The sequence below is a fragment of the Streptomyces sp. NPDC056224 genome, assembly GCF_042267665.1.
Taxonomy (GTDB): domain Bacteria; phylum Actinomycetota; class Actinomycetes; order Streptomycetales; family Streptomycetaceae; genus Streptomyces.
This window is the reverse complement of the sequence record NZ_JBHJTK010000075.1, coordinates 1-18114: the sequence shown is the minus strand read 5'-3', so window position 1 is coordinate 18114 and position 18114 is coordinate 1. Positions and strand designations below refer to the sequence as shown.

Genomic DNA, 18114 nt, shown 5'->3' with positions numbered 1-18114 from the left:
GGACCGGGGAACTCCCCCGGTCCGCGGCCGTTCGCGTCACAGCGGCGGTGCGCACGGCCGTCGTCATCGCCGCCGTGCGGTCCGTGGGCCCCCGGCTTCGCGAAGACCCGCGGCGGGCGGGTCACGCTTCCTTATGTCGGTCGAACGGTGGACACACAGTCCCGTACGGCACAATGGCCGGTGCTTGTTGACCTTGCAGATGTGGAGTGGGCGGCATGACGACACGATCTACGGACGCGGACACCGCCCCGAGGACCACCTTCGGGGGCAGCCGGGCACTGGCCTGGTTGCTGGTCATCACCGGGGCCGCGGGCCTGCTCGCCGCCTGGGTGATCACGATCGACAAGTTCAAGCTGCTGGAGGACCCGAACTTCACGCCGGGCTGCAGCCTGAACCCGGTCGTCTCCTGCGGCAACATCATGAAGAGCGAGCAGGCGGCCGTCTTCGGCTTCCCGAACCCGATGCTCGGGCTGGTCGCCTACGGCATCGTGATCTGCGTCGGCATGAGCATGCTGGCCGGGGCCCGGTTCAGCCGCTGGTACTGGCTGACCTTCAACGCGGGCACCCTCTTCGGCGTCGTCTTCTGCGCCTGGCTCACGTACCAGTCGCTGTACAACATCAACTCGCTCTGCCTGTGGTGCTGCCTGGCCTGGGTCGCCACGATCGTGATGTTCTGGTACGTCACCTCGCACAACGTGCGCCAGGGGCTGCTGCCCGCGCCGGGCTGGCTGAAGGCCTTCTTCGACGAGTTCACCTGGGTGCTCCCGGCACTGCACATCGGGATCATCGGGATGCTGATCCTGACGCGCTGGTGGGACTTCTGGACCTCGTGAGGACTGTCGGTGGGCTCGCATAGGCTTTCGGTGTGGAACCAGACCTGTTCACCGCCGCCGCCGAAGACCGCCAGGAGAAGGATCCCGCGAGCTCTCCGCTCGCCGTCCGGATGCGCCCGCGCACCCTGGACGAGGTCGTCGGCCAGCAGCACCTGCTGAAGCCCGGATCACCGCTGCGGCGGCTGGTCGGGGAGGGCGCGGGCGGTCCGGCCGGAGCCTCCTCGGTGATCCTCTGGGGCCCGCCGGGCATCGGGAAGACCACACTGGCGTACGTGGTGAGCCAGGCCACGCAGAAGCGTTTCGTGGAGCTGTCCGCCATCACGGCGGGAGTCAAAGAGGTACGGGCGGTCATCGAGGGCGCCAAGCGCGCCGCCGGCGGCTACGGCAAGGACACCGTCCTCTTCCTCGACGAGATCCACCGCTTCAGCAAGGCACAGCAGGACTCGCTGCTCCCGGCCGTCGAGAACCGCTGGGTGACGCTGATCGCCGCGACCACGGAGAACCCGTACTTCTCGATCATCTCCCCGCTGCTCTCCCGCTCGCTGCTGCTGACGCTGGAGCCGCTGACCGACGGCGACCTGAGCGCCCTGATGCGGCGGGCCCTGGAGGAGGAGCGGGGGCTCGGCGGGGCGGTGACCCTGCCCGCGGACGCCGAGGCGCACCTGCTGAGGATCGCCGGGGGCGACGCCCGGCGGGCGCTGACGGCGCTGGAGGCGGGGGCGGGGTCGGCCATCGCCAAGGGCGAGGACGAGATCACCCTGCAGACGGTGGAGGAGGCGGTCGACCGGGCCGCCGTGCGTTACGACCGGGACGGCGACCAGCACTACGACGTGGCGAGCGCGCTGATCAAGTCGATCCGCGGCTCGGACGTGGACGCGGCGCTGCACTATCTGGCCCGGATGATCGACGCGGGGGAGGACCCCCGGTTCATCGCGCGACGCCTGATGATCTCGGCGAGCGAGGACATCGGCCTGGCGGACCCGACGGCCCTGCCGCTCGCGGTGGCCGCGGCCCAGGCGGTGGCGATGATCGGTTTCCCGGAGGCCGCGCTGACCCTCTCGCACGCCACGATCGCGCTGGCGCTGGCCCCGAAGTCGAACACCGCCACGACCGCGATCGGCGCGGCGCTGGCCGACGTCCGGGCCGGGCTGGCCGGATCGGTCCCGCCCCACCTGCGGGACGGGCACTACAAGGGCGCGGCCAAGCTGGGGCACGCGCAGGGGTACGTGTACCCGCACGACGTGCCGGGGGCCATCGCCGCCCAGCAGTACGCGCCCGACGAGATCCACGGCAAGCGGTACTACGAGCCGACGCGGTACGGAGCGGAGGCCCGCTACGCCGACGTCGTGGAGAAGGTCCGGGAGCGGCTCCGCGGCGCGTGAGCGGGCGGCGGGGCCGGACACGGCCGGGACAGGGTCTGGGCTCCGCGCACGGGACGCCGTGGTGTGCCGATCGCCGTGACGGCAGCGATGCGGTCGCTCAGCGGCTGCCACCACGAGGCCGGTCCGCGTCGGCGCCGGGTTGCCGACGCGCGCCGGGACCGCCGGGCCCCGGCCGGCCGACGAGTGGAAACCGCAGCGCAGGACTGCCGGTGCGAGTGCGCGCGGCGGTACACCCAATCGGGGCCGGGGGGTGCCGGCTGTCGGTCACCGCGCCGCGAATCCCGGGCTTGCAGGACAGCCCCGGGGCGGCCGCGAACGACGGCTTAACGGCCCGCCGCCGTCAGCAGGGTGTGCATGGCACGGCGCAGGCCGCAGATGTCCGCGACCGGCTCGGGGAAGTCGAAGCGTGCGTCGAAGGAGCCGGCCGGGCCGCCGGTGAAGCGGACGCGCAGGCCCAGGCGGTCCAGGGCGAGCGGGACGGCCGTCACGCCCCCGGCCTCCCGCGAGCCCAGCAGCCCGCACAGCTCGCCGATCCGGTCGCCGTGGGCGGAGTGCAGGTGCTGGAGGAGCTCCGCCTCGTGGGCCGCCATCGGGTCGGGCTCCGCCGCGGCCAGGTCCTCCACGTCCACGTGCTCGGCACCCCACAGGTCGTCCACCGAGATCTCGCCGACCTCCAGGCGGAGCAGCCTCCAGCGGTACTCGGACAGCCCCAGCAGCTCACCCACCGGATGGCGCTCCGCCAGCAGCGCCGCGCAGGCCGCGCGGTCGTCGCCGCGCACCGGGGTCAGCCACCCGGCCAGCCAGGCGCGGCCTCGGATACGATGGTGCACGGACACCGGCGCCACATCCGTGATCTCGATCACGGCCGTGAGGTCGTCGTCCTGGGCGTGAGCGGCTGCCCTGGCAGCCGCGGATTCCCCGGAAACAAGGAGAATCACGTCCCCGTCCGGGGTGACGGTCCGTGCGGCCGGCACCCCTGTCCCGAGCTCGTCCTGGTCATCAGCACCCGGGAGGGTGAGGGATACTGAGGCGTTGGACTCTACGAGGGTTCGTACGCGTTCGGCTCCGGTGAGCTGCCGAACGCCTTCCCTGGGACGCGGCTGACCTTGCTTATCGTCGTCGAAAGCAGATTCCGTTTCGTTGGAATCTGAACTTCGACGCGCACTGGGCAGGGGGATCCCATGTGGTCGAGACATTACGTCCTCCTCGCTAAGGTAAGCCTCACCTAACTTACATGGAGGTAGGTTCCACGTGAACCAGAAGCGACCCAAGGTCAAGAAGTCGCGTGCCCTCGGCATTGCACTGACCCCGAAGGCCGTCAAGTACTTCGAGGCCCGCCCCTACCCGCCGGGCGAGCACGGCCGTGGCCGCAAGCAGAACTCGGACTACAAGGTCCGTCTGCTGGAGAAGCAGCGTCTGCGCGCTCAGTACGACATCTCTGAGCGTCAGATGGCCCGCGCGTACGACCGCGCCAAGAAGGCCGAAGGCAAGACGGGCGAGGCGCTTGTCGTCGAGCTCGAGCGTCGCCTCGACGCCCTGGTTCTGCGTTCGGGCATCGCCCGCACCATCTACCAGGCCCGCCAGATGGTCGTTCACGGCCACATCGAGGTCAACGGTGGCAAGGTCGACAAGCCGTCGTTCCGTGTCCGCCCGGACGACGTCATCACGGTGCGCGAGCGCAGCCGCGAGAAGGTTCCGTTCCAGGTTGCCCGTGAGGGTGGCTACGCAGGCGAGGGCGAGACCCCGCGCTACCTGCAGGTCAACCTGAAGGCCCTGGCCTTCCGCCTGGACCGCGACCCGAACCGCAAGGAAATCCCGGTCATCTGCGACGAGCAGCTCGTCGTCGAGTACTACGCCCGCTGATGCAGGCGTAGGCCTCACAGGCTGGTGGAAGCCCGCCGTCCCCTCCGGGGGGCGGCGGGCTTCCCGCGTTCCGCGGTGCCTGCGCCCCCCGGCCGGGCCGCGCTGCGCGCGCACGACCACCGCCCCCCCGGCGCAGCTCCCGCCCCCCGGCTGCGAACACCGCTCACCGCGCCGCTCCCAGCAGCTCGCGCGCCCGCTCCCGGCGCACCGGCCTCGACGTGCCCACCCCGCCCGCGCCGGTCACCGTGACCGGGCGCGCGGCGTCCAGGAGCCGCCCCGGCCCGGCCGGTTCGGCACCCCGCCCGACGAACCCGCCCAGCTCCGAGGGAGGATTGCCGCACGCCGTCCGTCGCGCGGGGCACGGAACGTACTGGTCCCGACGCCCTGCGTACAAGGCGATCACGCCGGACCCGGAATTCCGGTACGGCCGGGGATCTCCGGCGCGATAGGGTCGGAGGCGAACCTTGTCGCAGTTCGAGTGCAGATTCCAAGTACAGACAGAGAGCGGTGTGACGTGTCCGGTGGAGAGGTGGCCGGGATCCTCGTGGCCGTCTTCTGGGCCATCCTGGTCTCCTTCCTCGCCGTGGTGCTGGTGAGGCTGGCGCAGGTGCTCAAGGCGACCACCAAGCTGGTGGCCGACGTGACCGACCAGGCCGTCCCGCTGCTGGCCGACGCCTCGACCACCGTCCGCTCCGCGCGCACCCAGCTCGACCGGGTCGACGCGATCGCGAGCGACGTCCAGGAGGTCACCTCCAACGCCTCCGCGCTGTCCTCCACCGTGGCCTCCACCTTCGGCGGACCGCTGGTCAAGGTCGCGGCCTTCGGCTACGGCGTCCGCAAGGCGCTCGGCCGGACGGACGAGGTGCCGCAGAAGACCACCCGGCGTACCGTGATCGTCGGCCGTACGGTGCCGACGGCCCGGCGCCGGAAGCAGAAGGGCTGAGACCTCCGATGTTCCGCCGAGCCTTCTGGTTCACCGCAGGCGCCGCCGCCGGCGTGTGGGCCACCACCAAGGTCAACCGCCAGCTGAAGAAGCTGACGCCGGAGAGCCTTGCCGCCCAGGCCGCCGACAAGGCGCTGGAGGCGGGCCACCGCCTCAAGGACTTCGCCCTCGACGTCAAGGCGGGAATGACGCAGCGCGAGGACGAGCTGAACGATGCACTGGGGCTGACCCAGGACGCTGACCACCCGGCCCTGACCGACAACGTCACCGCCCTCCCGGGGCAGCGGCGGCTGCGGGCCATCGACAGCGACAAGACCACCCACCGATCGAAGTTTTCGTACAACCGGAATGAGGACCACTGATGGAGTCGGCTGAAATCCGCCGCCGCTGGCTGAGCTTCTTCGAGGAGCGCGGTCACGCCGTTGTCCCTTCGGCGTCGCTCATCGCGGACGACCCGACTCTGCTGCTGGTCAACGCGGGCATGGTGCCCTTCAAGCCGTACTTCCTCGGCGAGACCAAGCCCCCGGCCCCCCGCGCCACCAGCGTGCAGAAGTGCGTCCGCACGCCGGACATCGAAGAGGTCGGCAAGACCACCCGCCACGGCACGTTCTTCCAGATGTGCGGCAACTTCTCCTTCGGCGACTACTTCAAGGAAGGCGCCATCGAGTACGCCTGGGAGCTGCTCACCAGCCCCGTGGCGGACGGCGGCTACGGCCTCGAGCCGGAGAAGCTCTGGATCACCGTCTACCTCGACGACGACGAGGCCGAGCAGATCTGGCGCGAGAAGATCGGCGTGCCCGCCGAGCGCATCCAGCGCCTGGGCAAGAAGGACAACTTCTGGTCCATGGGCGTCCCCGGCCCCTGCGGTCCGTGCTCCGAGATCAACTACGACCGCGGCCCCGAGTTCGGCGTCGAGGGCGGCCCGGCCGTCAACGACGAGCGCTACGTGGAGATCTGGAACCTGGTCTTCATGCAGTACGAGCGCGGCGCCGGCGACGGGAAGGAAGACTTCCCGATCCTCGGCGACCTGCCGTCGAAGAACATCGACACCGGCCTCGGCCTCGAACGTCTCGCCATGATCCTGCAGGGCGTGCAGAACATGTACGAGACCGACACCCTGCGCGTGGTCATGGACAAGGCCACCGAGCTGACCGGCGTGCGCTACGGAGCGGCCAAGGACACCGACGTGTCCATGCGCGTGGTCGCCGACCACATCCGCACCTCCGTCATGCTCATCGGCGACGGTGTCACCCCCGGCAACGAGGGCCGCGGCTACGTGCTGCGCCGCATCATGCGCCGCGCCATCCGCAACATGCGCCTCATGGGTGCCACGGGTCCGGTCGTCCAGGCCCTCGTCGACGTCGTGATCGACACGATGGGCCAGCAGTACCCGGAGCTCATCACCGACCGCAAGCGCATCGAGACCGTCGCGCTCGCCGAAGAGGCCGCCTTCCTCAAGGCCGTCAAGGGCGGCACGAACATCCTCGACACCGCCGTGACCGAGACCAAGGCCGCCGGTGGCACGGTCCTGTCCGGCGACAAGGCGTTCCTGCTCCACGACACCTGGGGCTTCCCGATCGACCTCACCCTGGAGATGGCCGCCGAGCAGGGCCTCTCCGTGGACGAGCAGGGCTTCCGCCGCCTGATGCAGGAGCAGCGCGACCGGGCCAAGGCCGACGCCAGGGCCAAGAAGACCGGCCACGCCGACGTCTCCTCGTACCGCGAGATCGCCGACCGGGCGGGGGCCACCGAGTTCACCGGCTACGCCACCAACCAGGGCGAGTCCGTCGTCGTCGGCCTGCTGGTCAACGGCGTCTCCGCGCCCGCCGCCTCCGAGGGCGACGAGGTCGAGGTCGTCCTCGACCGCACCCCGTTCTACGCCGAGGGCGGCGGCCAGCTCGCCGACCAGGGGCGTATCAAGCTCGACTCCGGCGCCGTCATCGTCGTCCGCGACGTCCAGCAGCCCGTCCCGGGCGTCTCCGTGCACAAGGGCTCCGTCCAGGTCGGCGAGGTGACGGTGGGCGCCTCCGCCTACGCCGCCATCGACGTGAGCCGGCGCCGGGCCATCGCCCGCGCCCACTCGGCCACGCACCTGACCCACCAGGCGCTGCGCGACGCGCTGGGCCCGACGGCCGCCCAGGCCGGTTCCGAGAACTCGCCGGGCCGCTTCCGCTTCGACTTCGGTTCGCCGAACGCCGTCCCCGGCACGGTCCTCACCGACGTCGAGCAGAAGATCAACGACGTGCTCTCCCGTGAGCTGGACGTCACCGCCGAGATCATGAGCATCGACGAGGCGAAGAAGCAGGGCGCCATCGCCGAGTTCGGCGAGAAGTACGGCGAGCGCGTGCGCGTCGTCACCATCGGCGACTTCTCCAAGGAGCTGTGCGGCGGCACGCACGTCGGCAACACCTCCCAGCTGGGTCTGGTGAAGCTGCTCGGCGAGTCCTCCATCGGCTCGGGCGTGCGCCGCGTCGAGGCCCTGGTGGGTGTGGACGCGTACAACTTCCTCGCCAAGGAGCACACGGTCGTCGCCCAGCTCCAGGAGCTGGTCAAGGGCCGCCCCGAGGAGCTCCCGGAGAAGATCGCCTCCATGCTCGGCAAGCTGAAGGACGCCGAGAAGGAGATCGAGAAGTTCCGCGCGGAGAAGGTCCTCCAGGCCGCCGCCGGGCTCGCCGAGAACGCCCAGGACATCCGCGGCGTCGCCCTCGTCGTGGGCACGGTGCCGGACGGTACCGGCGCCGACGACCTGCGCAGGCTGGTCCTCGACGTCCGTGGCCGCATCCAGGGCGACCGTCCGGCCGTCGTGGCCCTTTTCACCACGGCGAACGAGCGCCCGCTGACGGTCATCGCCACCAACGAGGCCGCCCGCGAGCGCGGTCTCAAGGCGGGCGACCTGGTCCGTACGGCCGCCAAGACCCTCGGTGGCGGCGGTGGCGGCAAGCCGGACGTCGCCCAGGGCGGTGGTCAGAACCCGGCCGCCATCCCCGAGGCCATCGCCGCGGTCGAGCGCCTCGTCGTCGAGACGGTCTGATCATGAACCTGCGCCGCGGCCGCCGCCTCGCGATCGACGTCGGGGACGCCCGGATCGGGGTCGCCTCGTGCGACCCCGACGGGGTCCTGGCCACACCGGTGGAAACCGTTCCGGGCCGGGACGTCCCCTTCGCCCACCGGCGGCTGCGGCAGCTCGTCGAGGAGTACGAGCCCCTCGAAGTCGTGGTCGGCCTGCCCCGCTCGCTCAGCGGGCGGGAGGGGCCGGCCGCGGCCAAGGTGCGCGCCTTCGCGAACGAACTGGCCAAGGGCATCAAGCCGGTGACGGTCCGTCTGGTGGACGAGCGGATGACGACGGTCACCGCGGCGCAGGGTCTGCGGGCCTCCGGAAGGAACGCGAAGAAGGGTCGTTCCGTCATCGACCAGGCAGCCGCGGTGGTGATCCTTCAGAACGCTCTTGAGACCGAACGGGTATCAGGTAATCCGCCCGGCGAGTGCGTCGAAGTGGTTGTCTGATCGCGATACGGTAACGTTCCGCGCGATGAGACGGCATTCGAACAGCCGTCGCCTTCGTCTTGCGGCTCTAGGGGACCGATGACTGAGTATGGCCGGGGCCGTGGCTCCGAACCGTGGCACCCTGAGGATCCCCTGTACGGGGACCAGGGGTGGACCGGGCACCAGACCCAGCAGGGCCAGGCGCCGCACGGCAGCGATCCGCAGCAGCAGTACCAGCAGGATCAGCAGTACCAGCAGGCGCCGCAGTACCAGCAGCCGTACCCGGAGCAGTACCCCCAGTACGCCCAGAACCAGCAGCAGTACGCACAGCAGCAGCCGCAGCAGCCGCCGCAGCAGCCGCAGCAGTACGCGCCACCGCAGCAGGGGCAGTACCCGCAGTACCAGGAGCAGCAGCAGGCCTATGCTCCCCAGGCTCCCCAGCAGCCGGTGTACGACTCCCAGGGCTGGGACACCGGGCAGGGCCAGTACCTGTCCGCCGCGCAGGTCGACGCCTACGCGGGCGTGGACCCGTACGCCCAGCAGCCCGCGGCCGGCTACCCCGACGGAGCCCCTGACCTGTACGCGACGCCGGAAGCCTTCCCTCCGCCGCAGCCCCCGGGCCGCCGCCACCTGGAGCCGGAACCGGCCGAGCAGGAGGAGGAGCCCGAGAGCGGTTTCTTCGCCGACGGTGGAGGCCGGGACGGCGACGAGGACGACGACCCGTCGGGCGACGGCCGTCGGGGCGGCCGCTCGAAGGGCGGCAAGCCCAAGAAGCGCAGCGGCACGGCCTGCCTGATCGCCGCGGTCGTCATCATCGGCGTGGTCGGCGGTGGCGGCTACTACGGCTACACGTACCTCAAGGCGAGGTTCGCCACGGCCGAGGACTACGTGGGCGAGGGCAGCAGCGAGACGGTCGACGTCGAGATCCCCAAGAACTCCTCCCTGGCCCAGATGGGCAACATCCTCAAGAAGCAGGGCGTCGTGGCGAGCGTGGAGGCGTTCACCACCGCGGCCAACGTGAACCCCAAGGGCAAGTCCATCCAGCCGGGTGTCTACACGCTGAAGAAGAAGATGTCGGCTGCGGCCGCCGTCGGGCTGATGATCGACCCCAGCAAGCTGAACGTCATCACCGTCACCGAGGGCATGCGCAACGCCAAGGTGTACGAGGCGATCGACAAGAAGCTGGGCAAGCCGGACGGCACCACCAAGGACGTCGCCCTGCGCGAGGCCAAGAACCTCGGACTGCCCGCCTGGGCCGGCAACAACCCGAAGCTCATCGACCCCCTCGAAGGCTTCCTGTACCCGACGCGCTACGACCTCAGCAAGGACAGCACCCCCGAGTCCCTGCTCAAGCAGATGGTCAAGAACGCGAGCGACAAGTACTCGGAGCTGGGCGTCGAGGGCAAGGCCAAGGAGCTGGGCCTGGAGAACCCGCTCCAGGTGGTCACGGTCGCCAGTCTCGTCAACGCCGAGGGCAAGAACCACGACGACTTCCGGAAGATGTCCGAGGTCGTCTACAACCGCCTGAAGAAGACGAACGACGTCACGAACCAGAAGCTCGAATTCGACTCGACGTACAACTACATCAAGGGCAAGAGCGAGATCAACTTCTCCATCAAGGAGGCGAGGGCGCTCGACCACCCGTACAACACGCACTTCGTCAAGGGCCTGCCTCCCGGCCCGATCGGGAACCCGGGCGCGGACGCCCTGAGCGCCACGCTCAACCCCGATCACGGCGGCTGGATGTTCTTCGTGTCGGTGGACGGCGACAAGACGACCTTCACCCAGACCTACGAGGAGCACCTGAAGCTCGTCGACGAGTTCCAGGCGCGGCAGAAGCAGAAGAACGGCGGGTAGCAGGACATGTCACGGATACGGGCCGCGGTGCTGGGTTCGCCCATCGGGCATTCCCTCTCGCCGGCGCTGCACCGCGCCGCCTACGAGGAGCTCGGCCTCGACGACTGGTCGTACGACCGCTTCGAGATCGACGAGGCCGCCCTCCCGGCGTTCGTCACCGGCCTCGGCCCCGAGTGGGCCGGGCTGTCGCTGACCATGCCGCTGAAGCGGGCGATCATCCCGCTGCTCGACGAGATCAGCGACACGGCCGCCTCGGTCGAGACGGTCAACACGGTCGTCCTCACCCGGGACGGCCGACGGCTCGGCGACAACACCGACATCCCCGGCATGATCGCCGCGCTCCACGAGCGCGGCATCGAGAAGGTGCCGTCCGCCGCCGTCCTCGGCGCCGGTGCCACCGCCTCCTCGGCGCTCGCGGCGCTCTCGCGGATCTGCTCCGGTGAGGTCACGGCGTACGTCCGCTCGCGGGCCCGCGCCGACGAGATGCGGCAGTGGGGCGAGCGGCTCGGCGTCCCCGTCCGCACTGCCGACTGGTCGCGGGCGGCCGAGGCGCTGGCCGCTCCGCTGGTGATCGCGACCACCCCGGCCGGTACGACGGACGCCCTGGCCCCCTTCGTGCCGGACGCGGCGGGCACGCTCTTCGACGTCCTCTACGACCCGTGGCCGACCGCCCTCGCGGCGGCCTGGGACCGCCGCGGCGGAAAGGTCGTCGGCGGGCTGGACCTCCTGGTCCACCAGGCCGTTCTCCAGGTGGAGCAGATGACCGGCCGCACCCCGGGACCGCTCGCCGCCATGAGGGCCGCCGGAGAGCGGGCGCTCGCCGCCCGTTAGGCTTCCCGTCCGGGTAGTCGATCATGGGGGCGGCATGGAACAGACGGGCGACGGCCAGATACTCGCGTCGAAGTGGGACATCCCCTTCGTCGTCTTCGCCGCGGTCAGAACGATCTTCGGTGGGCTGCCGGTGTGGGCGAAGGCCATCGTCCTCGGACTCGTCGGTTCCCTCGCGCTGTGGACGGCGGTCACCTGGCTCCGCGAGCGCCGCCGCAAGGTCAGATGACGGACAAGGCGTCCGATAGCTGGACCGGGGGCCGGTATCCCGGCCCGGACATGGGAGGATCAGGTACGGCGGGTCCGGGCCGCGCACCCGTTCGCGCCGTCGCTGAACCAGGCGCGAGCATGAGGAGCATCGTTGAGCAGGTTGCGTTGGCTGACCGCCGGGGAGTCGCACGGCCCGGCGCTGGTAGCGACGCTGGAGGGGCTTCCCGCCGGCGTTCCGGTCACCACCGAGCTGGTGGCCGACCACCTCGCCCGGCGCCGGCTCGGCTACGGCCGCGGTGCGCGGATGAAGTTCGAGCAGGACGAGATCACCTTCCTGGGTGGCGTCCGGCACGGGCTGTCGCTGGGGTCCCCCGTGGCGGTCATGGTCGGCAACACCGAGTGGCCCAAGTGGGAGACGGTCATGTCGGCCGACCCGGTCGACCCCTCGCTGCTCAAGGAGACCGGCCGCAACGCGCCGCTGACCCGCCCCCGGCCCGGCCACGCCGACCTCGCCGGCATGCAGAAGTACGGCTTCGACGAGGCCCGGCCGATCCTGGAGCGCGCCAGCGCCCGTGAGACCGCCGCCCGCGTCGCCCTCGGCGCCATCGCCCGGTCCTTCATCAAGGAGGCCGCGGGCATCGAGATCGTCTCCCACGTGGTGGAACTGGCCTCGGCCAAGGCCCCGTACGGCGTCTACCCGACCCCCGCCGACGTCGACAAGCTCGACGCCGACCCGGTGCGCTGCCTCGACGCCGACGCGAGCAAGGCGATGGTCGCCGAGATCGACCAGGCCCACAAGGACGGCGACACCCTCGGCGGCGTCGTCGAGGTCCTGGCCTACGGGGTTCCCGTCGGCCTCGGCTCGCACGTCCACTGGGACCGCCGTCTCGACGCCCGCCTCGCCGCCGCCCTGATGGGCATCCAGGCCATCAAGGGCGTCGAGGTCGGCGACGGCTTCGAACTCGCCCGCGTGCCCGGCTCGAAGGCGCACGACGAGATCGTCTCCACCCCCGAGGGCCTCAAGCGCACCACCGGTCGCTCCGGCGGCACCGAGGGCGGTCTGACCACCGGCGAGCTGCTGCGCGTACGGGCCGCCATGAAGCCCATCGCCACCGTGCCCCGCGCACTGGCGACCGTGGACGTGGCGACCGGTGAGGCGACGGTGGCCCACCACCAGCGCTCCGACGTCTGCGCAGTCCCGGCCGCGGGCATCGTGGCCGAGGCGATGGTCGCCCTCGTGCTGGCCGACGCCGTGGTCGAGAAGTTCGGCGGCGACTCCGTCCCCGAGACCCGCCGCAACGTCCGCTCGTACCTCGACAACCTGCAGATCCGGTGACCGGCGGACCACTGGTCGTCCTCGTCGGGCCCATGGGTTCCGGCAAGTCCACGGTGGGGGCGCTGCTCGCCGAGCGGCTCGGCGTCCCCTACCGGGACACCGACGCGGACATCGTCCTGGCCCAGGGCCGGGAGATCTCCGACATCTTCGTCGACGAGGGCGAGCCGTACTTCCGCGCGCTGGAGCGGCAGGCGGTCGCGGCCGCCGTCGCCGGGCACACCGGAGTCCTCGCCCTCGGCGGCGGCGCCGTCCTCGACGAGGGCACCCGCGAGCTGCTGGCCGGCCTGCCCGTCGCCTACCTGTCGATGGACGTCGAGGAAGCCGTACGGCGCGTGGGCCTCGGCGCCGCGCGCCCGCTGCTCGCCGTCAACCCGCGCCGTCAGTGGCGCGAGCTGATGGACGCCCGGCGCCCCCTGTACACCGAAGTCGCGCGCGTCGTGGTGGCCACCGACGACCGCACCCCCGAAGAGGTCGCCCAGGCGGTCCTCGACGCTCTGGAGTTGAAGGACGTATGACAGACCAGGTGACGCGGATCCACGTCGGCGCGAGCTCCGGACACGACGCGTACGACGTGCTGGTCGGCCGGCAGCTGCTCGGTGAACTCGGCACCCTGATCGGTACGAAGGCCCGGCGGGTCGCCGTGATCCACCCGGAGGCGCTGGCCTCGACCGGTGAGGCGCTGCGCGACGACCTGGCCGAACAGGGCTACGAGGCGGTCGCCATCCAGGTGCCGAACGCCGAGGAGGCCAAGACCATCGAGGTGGCGGCGTACTGCTGGAAGGCCCTCGGGCAGTCCGGCTTCACCCGTACCGACGTCATCGTCGGCGTCGGCGGCGGAGCCACCACCGACCTCGCGGGCTTCGTCGCGGCCTCCTGGCTGCGCGGGGTGCGCTGGGTCGCCGTACCGACCACCGTCCTCGCGATGGTCGACGCGGCGGTCGGCGGCAAGACCGGCATCAACACCGCCGAGGGCAAGAACCTCGTCGGCGCCTTCCACCCGCCGGCCGGAGTGCTGTGCGACCTGGCCGCCCTGGACTCGCTGCCCGTCCACGACTACGTCAGTGGTCTCGCCGAGATCATCAAGGCCGGATTCATCTCCGACCCGGTCATCCTCGACCTGATCGAGGCGGACCCCCAGGCGGCCCGTACGCCCGCCGGCCCGCACACGGCCGAGCTGATCGTGCGCTCCATCCAGGTCAAGGCGGACGTGGTCTCCAGCGACCTCAAGGAGTCGGGACTCCGCGAGATCCTCAACTACGGCCACACCCTCGCGCACGCCATCGAGAAGAACGAGCGCTACAAGTGGAGGCACGGCGCCGCGGTGTCCGTCGGCATGGTCTTCGCCGCCGAACTCGGACGGCTCGCGGGCCGTCTCGACGACGCGACGGCCGACCGGCACAAGGCGGTCCTCGCCTCGGTGGGCCTGCCGCTGACCTACCGCGGCGACCAGTGGCCCAAGCTGCTGGAGACCATGAAGGTCGACAAGAAGTCCCGCGGCGACCTGCTGCGCTTCATCGTCCTCGACGGGCTGGCCAAGCCGACCGTCCTGGAAGGCCCCGACCCGGCCGTGCTGGTGGCCGCGTACGGAGAGGTCGCCGCGTGAGCCGCCGCGTCCTCGTGCTGAACGGCCCGAACCTGGGGCGGCTCGGTTCGCGCGAGCCCGACGTGTACGGGGCCACCTCGTACGCGGGGCTGGTGGCGAGCTGCCGCACGCTGGGGGAGGAGCTCGGCTTCGACGTCGAGGTCCGCGAGACCAACGACGAGGGGCAGCTGGTGCGCTGGCTGCACGAGGCGGCCGACGGGAAGATCCCCGTGGTCATCAACCCGGGGGCCTTCACGCACTACTCGTACGCCATGCGGGACGCGGCCGCGCAGCGCACCGCGCCGCTGATCGAGGTGCACATCTCGAACCCGTACGCGCGCGAGGAGTTCCGGCACACCTCGGTGATCGCGTCCGTGGCGACCGGGACGGTGGCGGGCTTCGGTATCGGTTCGTACCGGCTGGCGCTGCGGGCGCTCGCGGACGAAGTCGGCGAATGACGCTCCGGCGGCACCGGGCCGGGCTGGTGGACGGTTCGGGTCCCGGGGTCATATAACGTTCTCGCATCAGTCGCCGGAACGAGACGGAGTGGCAGCGGATGCAGCAAGGAGTGGGAGGCGGGAGCGCGGGCTGGGGACAGCCGGGACCGCACCCGGCGGCGCCCCCGCAACCGCCGATACCCCCGGCGCAGGGCTGGCCGGGGCCGCCCCCCGCCCACTCCCGTCCCCCGGTTCCGCCGCCGGTGGCGCCCGTCCCGGAGCCCACCGGGCACATCCCGCTGCCGCCCGCGGTGGCGGGCACGGGCGGGGCCACCCTGGCGGTGCTGCTCATCGGCCCGGCCGGCGCGGGGAAGACCACGGTGGCCCGGCACTGGGCGAGCACCCGGCCCGTGCCGACCGCGCACGTCAGCCTGGACGACGTCCGGGAGTGGGTGCGCTCGGGCTTCGCGGACCCGCAGGCGGGCTGGAACGAGCACTCCGAGGCCCAGTACCGGCTGGCCCGCCGTACGTGCGGGTTCGCCGCCCGCAACTACCTGGCGAACGGGATCTCCTGCATCCTCGACGACGCCGTCTTCCCGGACCGGCCGGTGGTCGGACTGGGCGGCTGGAAGCGCCACGTGGGCCCCGCGCTGCTGCCCGTGGTGCTGCTGCCGGGCCTGGAGATCGTCCTGGAGCGCAACGCGGCCCGCTCCGGCAACCGGCGGCTCTCCGACGAGGAGGTCGCGCGGATCCACGGCAGGATGGCGGGCTGGTACGGCTCGGGCCTGCCGATCATCGACAACTCGCACCTCGACGTCGAGGGAACGGCACGCGCCCTCGACGAGACGCTGGCACGGGCGCTGGCCTGAGGGCTGTCGCCGTGCTCCCCGGCGGGCGCACGACGCGGGCCACGGCACCTCGCCGCTTCGTCGCGAGGCCCTTTCGTCGCGACGCCGCTTCGTCGCGATGCCCGGACACGCCCGGTGCGGGGCGCCCTGCGCCGTGCGGTGCAACGGCATCCGACGCCGTGCGCCGACCCGCCGGGGATCACGGGACAGCCCTTGGCGCGGCGCGGGTCCCGCACCCCCGGCGCCCACGTCCGGACGCGCTCATCAGGCCGGATGCGCCGGGCGCTCGTACGCTCGAAGACATGTCAGACGTGTACGCCGCCCGCCGGGGCACGCTCCGCGACCGCTGCGCCGCCGCGGGGAACGCCGCCGCACTGATCACGTGTCCGGCGAACGTCCGCTACCTGTCCGGGGCCTCCCCGCTCGGCGCCGTACTGCTCGTCGGCCCCACCGAGGACGTGCTGTTCTGCGGCGGCACCCCCACCGGCGAGGCCGACGAGGGCCGGCTCGACGAGCGGCTCCGGGTCTCCGTGCTGTCGGGCCCCGGCGCGGACCCGGCCGTCGCGGCGGGCGACATGGCCGCCGCGACGCGCGCCGACTCGCTCGCGGTCGAGGAGCACCACCTCACGGTGGCCCGGCACCGCGCCCTGCAGTCCGTCGCGCCCCGGCTGCGCCTCGCCGACCTCGGCACCGCCGTGGAGCAGCAGCGCCTCGTCAAGGACGAGGAGGAGATCGCCTGTCTGCGGATCGCCGCGGAGATCGCCGACCAGGCGCTGGGCGAACTGCTGGAGTCCATCCTCGTCGGGCGCACCGAACGCCACCTCGCCCTGGAGCTGGAGCGGCGCCTCGTGGACCACGGCGCGGACGGGCCCGCCTTCCCGACCTCCGTCGGCACCGGCCCGCACTCCGGACGCTCCCGGCACCGGCCCTCCGACCGCCGGGTGGAGGAGGGGGACTTCCTCACCGTCTGTCTCGGCGCCAACTACCGTGGCTACCGGTGCGAGATCGGGCGTACGTTCGTGATCGGCACCACTCCCGCGGACTGGCAGATCGAGCTGTACGACCTGGTCTTCGCCGCCCAGCGGGCCGGGCGCGAGGCCCTGCTGCCGGGGGCCGCGTACCGGGATGTGGATCATGCGGCACGGTCCGTGCTGGACTCCGCTGGCCACGGGGAAGCCCTCGCCCCCTCGACCGGACACGGCGTGGGTCTCGAAATCGACGAGGACCCGCAGCTTGCACCTACGGCAATGGGTAAACTGGACGCTTGCGTGCCGGTCACCGTCGAACCGGGGGTTCACCTCCCGGGCCGGGGAGGTGTCCGGATCGATGACACGCTCGTCGTGCGCCCCGAGGCGGACGGCGGTCCCGAGCTACTCACCATTACGACCAAGGAGCTGCTCGCGCTCTAGCCCGCTCCGCCGGGCTGTGCGCGCACCCGTGGTCTTCCAGTGCAGGAGATTCCGCAACCGTGGCTTCCACGAACGACCTCAAGAACGGCATGGTGCTCAAGCTCGACGGTGACCAGCTCTGGTCCGTCGTCGAGTTCCAGCACGTCAAGCCCGGCAAGGGCCCGGCCTTCGTGCGCACCAAGCTCAAGCACGTGCTCTCCGGCAAGGTCGTCGACAAGACCTTCAACGCCGGCACGAAGGTCGAGACGGCCACGATCGACCGGCGCGACATGCAGTTCTCGTACATGGACGGCGAGTACTTCGTCTTCATGGACATGAGCACCTACGACCAGCTGATGGTCGACAAGAAGGCTGTCGGCGACGCCGCCAACTTCCTGATCGAGGGCTTCACCGCCTCCGTGGCGCAGCACGACGGCGAGGTCCTCTACGTGGAGCTCCCGGCCGCGGTCGAGCTCAAGATCGAGCACACCGACCCGGGCGTCCAGGGCGACCGCTCCACCGGTGGCACCAAGCCCGCCACCCTGGAGACCGGCCACGAGATCCAGGTCCCGCTCTTCGTCAACACCGGCGAGACGGTCAAGGTCGACACCCGCACCAGCGACTACCTCGGCCGGAAGAGCAACTAACCCGTGGCTGCTCGGAGCAATGCGCGCAAGCGCGCCTTCCAGATCCTTTTCGAGGCCGACCAGCGCGGCGTGCCCGTGCGCGAGGTCCTCGCGGACTGGATCCGCCACGCGCGGTCGGACGACCGGCAGCCGCCGGTCAGCGCCTTCACGATGGATCTCGTCGAGGGTTACGCCGACAAGGTGAACCGCATCGACGACCTGATCATCACCTACGCCGTGGACTGGGAACTCGACCGCATGCCGGTCGCGGACCGGAACATCCTGCGGCTCGGTGCCTACGAGCTGATCTGGGTGGACGACACCCCGGACGCCGTCGCCATCGACGAGGCCGTCCAGCTGGCCAAGGAGTTCTCGACGGACGAGTCCCCCTCGTTCGTCAACGGGATGCTGGCCCGCTTCAAGGAGCTGAAGCCGAACCTGCGCCGCGACTAGCGTCCGGAGAGGTTCGACTGAGCGGAGGGGCCGCAGCGCATGCGC

At 71.1% G+C, this 18114-nt stretch carries 19 protein-coding genes; 18 read left to right on the top strand and 1 reads right to left on the bottom strand.

What is annotated here, in order from left to right; translation table 11 throughout:
* The first annotated feature begins 215 nt into the window (after positions 1 to 215).
* Both ACFCZ1_RS37340 and ACFCZ1_RS37335 read left to right on the top strand, forming a co-directional pair.
* Positions 216 to 833 (top strand): vitamin K epoxide reductase family protein, encoded by a 618-nt coding sequence (locus ACFCZ1_RS37340; RefSeq protein ID WP_376682762.1) that lies wholly within the window; start codon positions 216 to 218, stop codon positions 831 to 833.
* 32 nt (positions 834 to 865) lie between these two features.
* Complete coding sequence (locus tag ACFCZ1_RS37335) at positions 866 to 2215, top strand: replication-associated recombination protein A (protein WP_376682761.1); 1350 nt, start codon at positions 866 to 868, stop codon at positions 2213 to 2215.
* A 323-nt stretch (positions 2216 to 2538) separates the two neighbouring features.
* Here ACFCZ1_RS37335 and ACFCZ1_RS37330 read toward each other — a convergent pair whose 3' ends face one another.
* A complete protein-coding gene (locus ACFCZ1_RS37330; RefSeq protein WP_376682760.1) occupies positions 2539 to 3189 on the bottom strand; it encodes a DUF2470 domain-containing protein in 651 nt (216 codons plus the stop codon).
* A 277-nt stretch (positions 3190 to 3466) separates the two neighbouring features.
* Here ACFCZ1_RS37330 and rpsD point away from each other — a divergent pair, with 277 nt between their 5' ends.
* The 16 genes from rpsD to nusB all read left to right on the top strand — a co-directional run bounded on the left by rpsD (position 3467) and on the right by nusB (position 18069).
* The gene (rpsD, locus tag ACFCZ1_RS37325; protein WP_030294564.1) at positions 3467 to 4078 is read left to right on the top strand and encodes a 30S ribosomal protein S4; all 612 of its coding nucleotides are present in this window, start codon (positions 3467 to 3469) and stop codon (positions 4076 to 4078) included.
* Positions 4079 to 4592: 514 nt separating this feature from the next.
* The gene (locus ACFCZ1_RS37320; RefSeq protein WP_328924727.1) at positions 4593 to 5021 is read left to right on the top strand and encodes a DUF948 domain-containing protein; all 429 of its coding nucleotides are present in this window, start codon (positions 4593 to 4595) and stop codon (positions 5019 to 5021) included.
* Positions 5022 to 5029: 8 nt separating this feature from the next.
* Positions 5030 to 5383, top strand: coding sequence for a DUF6167 family protein (locus ACFCZ1_RS37315; RefSeq protein ID WP_376682759.1), 354 nt, complete (start codon positions 5030 to 5032; stop codon positions 5381 to 5383).
* The gene (gene alaS / locus ACFCZ1_RS37310; protein ID WP_376682758.1) at positions 5383 to 8052 is read left to right on the top strand and encodes an alanine--tRNA ligase; all 2670 of its coding nucleotides are present in this window, start codon (positions 5383 to 5385) and stop codon (positions 8050 to 8052) included. The genes ACFCZ1_RS37315 and alaS overlap by 1 nt, the downstream gene beginning before the upstream one ends.
* Before the next feature lie 2 nt (positions 8053 to 8054).
* Complete coding sequence (gene ruvX, locus ACFCZ1_RS37305) at positions 8055 to 8525, top strand: Holliday junction resolvase RuvX (protein WP_376682757.1); 471 nt, start codon at positions 8055 to 8057, stop codon at positions 8523 to 8525.
* A gap of 78 nt (positions 8526 to 8603) precedes the next feature.
* Positions 8604 to 10361 carry an endolytic transglycosylase MltG gene (gene mltG / locus ACFCZ1_RS37300; protein WP_376682756.1) on the top strand — a complete coding sequence of 586 codons (1758 nt, stop codon included), beginning with the start codon at positions 8604 to 8606 and terminating at the stop codon, positions 10359 to 10361.
* A 6-nt stretch (positions 10362 to 10367) separates the two neighbouring features.
* Positions 10368 to 11192 (top strand): shikimate dehydrogenase, encoded by an 825-nt coding sequence (locus ACFCZ1_RS37295; protein WP_376682755.1) that lies wholly within the window; start codon positions 10368 to 10370, stop codon positions 11190 to 11192.
* 34 nt (positions 11193 to 11226) lie between these two features.
* A complete protein-coding gene (locus tag ACFCZ1_RS37290) occupies positions 11227 to 11418 on the top strand; it encodes a hypothetical protein (RefSeq protein ID WP_376682754.1) in 192 nt (63 codons plus the stop codon).
* Positions 11419 to 11550: 132 nt separating this feature from the next.
* A complete protein-coding gene (gene aroC / locus ACFCZ1_RS37285) occupies positions 11551 to 12735 on the top strand; it encodes a chorismate synthase (protein ID WP_376682753.1) in 1185 nt (394 codons plus the stop codon).
* Positions 12732 to 13250 (top strand): shikimate kinase, encoded by a 519-nt coding sequence (locus ACFCZ1_RS37280; RefSeq protein WP_376682752.1) that lies wholly within the window; start codon positions 12732 to 12734, stop codon positions 13248 to 13250. Before aroC ends, ACFCZ1_RS37280 begins: the two co-directional genes overlap by 4 nt.
* On the top strand, positions 13247 to 14338 hold the full coding sequence (gene aroB, locus ACFCZ1_RS37275) for a 3-dehydroquinate synthase (RefSeq protein ID WP_376682751.1): 1092 nt from the start codon (positions 13247 to 13249) through the stop codon (positions 14336 to 14338). The genes ACFCZ1_RS37280 and aroB overlap by 4 nt, the downstream gene beginning before the upstream one ends.
* Positions 14335 to 14775 (top strand): type II 3-dehydroquinate dehydratase, encoded by a 441-nt coding sequence (gene aroQ, locus ACFCZ1_RS37270; RefSeq protein ID WP_376682750.1) that lies wholly within the window; start codon positions 14335 to 14337, stop codon positions 14773 to 14775. Before aroB ends, aroQ begins: the two co-directional genes overlap by 4 nt.
* 98 nt (positions 14776 to 14873) lie before the next feature.
* On the top strand, positions 14874 to 15623 hold the full coding sequence (locus tag ACFCZ1_RS37265; RefSeq protein ID WP_376682749.1) for an AAA family ATPase: 750 nt from the start codon (positions 14874 to 14876) through the stop codon (positions 15621 to 15623).
* Positions 15624 to 15904: 281 nt separating this feature from the next.
* Positions 15905 to 17011 carry a M24 family metallopeptidase gene (locus ACFCZ1_RS37260; RefSeq protein ID WP_376682748.1) on the top strand — a complete coding sequence of 369 codons (1107 nt, stop codon included), beginning with the start codon at positions 15905 to 15907 and terminating at the stop codon, positions 17009 to 17011.
* A 59-nt stretch (positions 17012 to 17070) separates the two neighbouring features.
* The gene (efp, locus tag ACFCZ1_RS37255; protein ID WP_376682747.1) at positions 17071 to 17637 is read left to right on the top strand and encodes an elongation factor P; all 567 of its coding nucleotides are present in this window, start codon (positions 17071 to 17073) and stop codon (positions 17635 to 17637) included.
* A 3-nt stretch (positions 17638 to 17640) separates the two neighbouring features.
* Positions 17641 to 18069, top strand: coding sequence for a transcription antitermination factor NusB (gene nusB / locus ACFCZ1_RS37250; RefSeq protein ID WP_376682746.1), 429 nt, complete (start codon positions 17641 to 17643; stop codon positions 18067 to 18069).
* The last annotated feature ends 45 nt before the right edge of the window (positions 18070 to 18114 follow it).

What these genes read in the sequence shown, in the direction of transcription:
- ACFCZ1_RS37295 (WP_376682755.1), top strand. Translation starts at nt 10,368, where the DNA reads ATGTCACGGATACGGGCCGCGGTGCTGGGTTCGCCCATCGGGCATTCC.
- ACFCZ1_RS37260 (WP_376682748.1), top strand. Translation starts at nt 15,905, where the DNA reads ATGTCAGACGTGTACGCCGCCCGCCGGGGCACGCTCCGCGACCGCTGC.
- aroB (WP_376682751.1), top strand. Translation starts at nt 13,247, where the DNA reads ATGACAGACCAGGTGACGCGGATCCACGTCGGCGCGAGCTCCGGACAC.
- ACFCZ1_RS37265 (WP_376682749.1), top strand. Translation starts at nt 14,874, where the DNA reads ATGCAGCAAGGAGTGGGAGGCGGGAGCGCGGGCTGGGGACAGCCGGGA.
- ruvX (WP_376682757.1), top strand. Translation starts at nt 8,055, where the DNA reads ATGAACCTGCGCCGCGGCCGCCGCCTCGCGATCGACGTCGGGGACGCC.
- ACFCZ1_RS37290 (WP_376682754.1), top strand. Translation starts at nt 11,227, where the DNA reads ATGGAACAGACGGGCGACGGCCAGATACTCGCGTCGAAGTGGGACATC.
- alaS (WP_376682758.1), top strand. Translation starts at nt 5,383, where the DNA reads ATGGAGTCGGCTGAAATCCGCCGCCGCTGGCTGAGCTTCTTCGAGGAG.
- ACFCZ1_RS37315 (WP_376682759.1), top strand. Translation starts at nt 5,030, where the DNA reads ATGTTCCGCCGAGCCTTCTGGTTCACCGCAGGCGCCGCCGCCGGCGTG.
- mltG (WP_376682756.1), top strand. Translation starts at nt 8,604, where the DNA reads ATGACTGAGTATGGCCGGGGCCGTGGCTCCGAACCGTGGCACCCTGAG.
- ACFCZ1_RS37340 (WP_376682762.1), top strand. Translation starts at nt 216, where the DNA reads ATGACGACACGATCTACGGACGCGGACACCGCCCCGAGGACCACCTTC.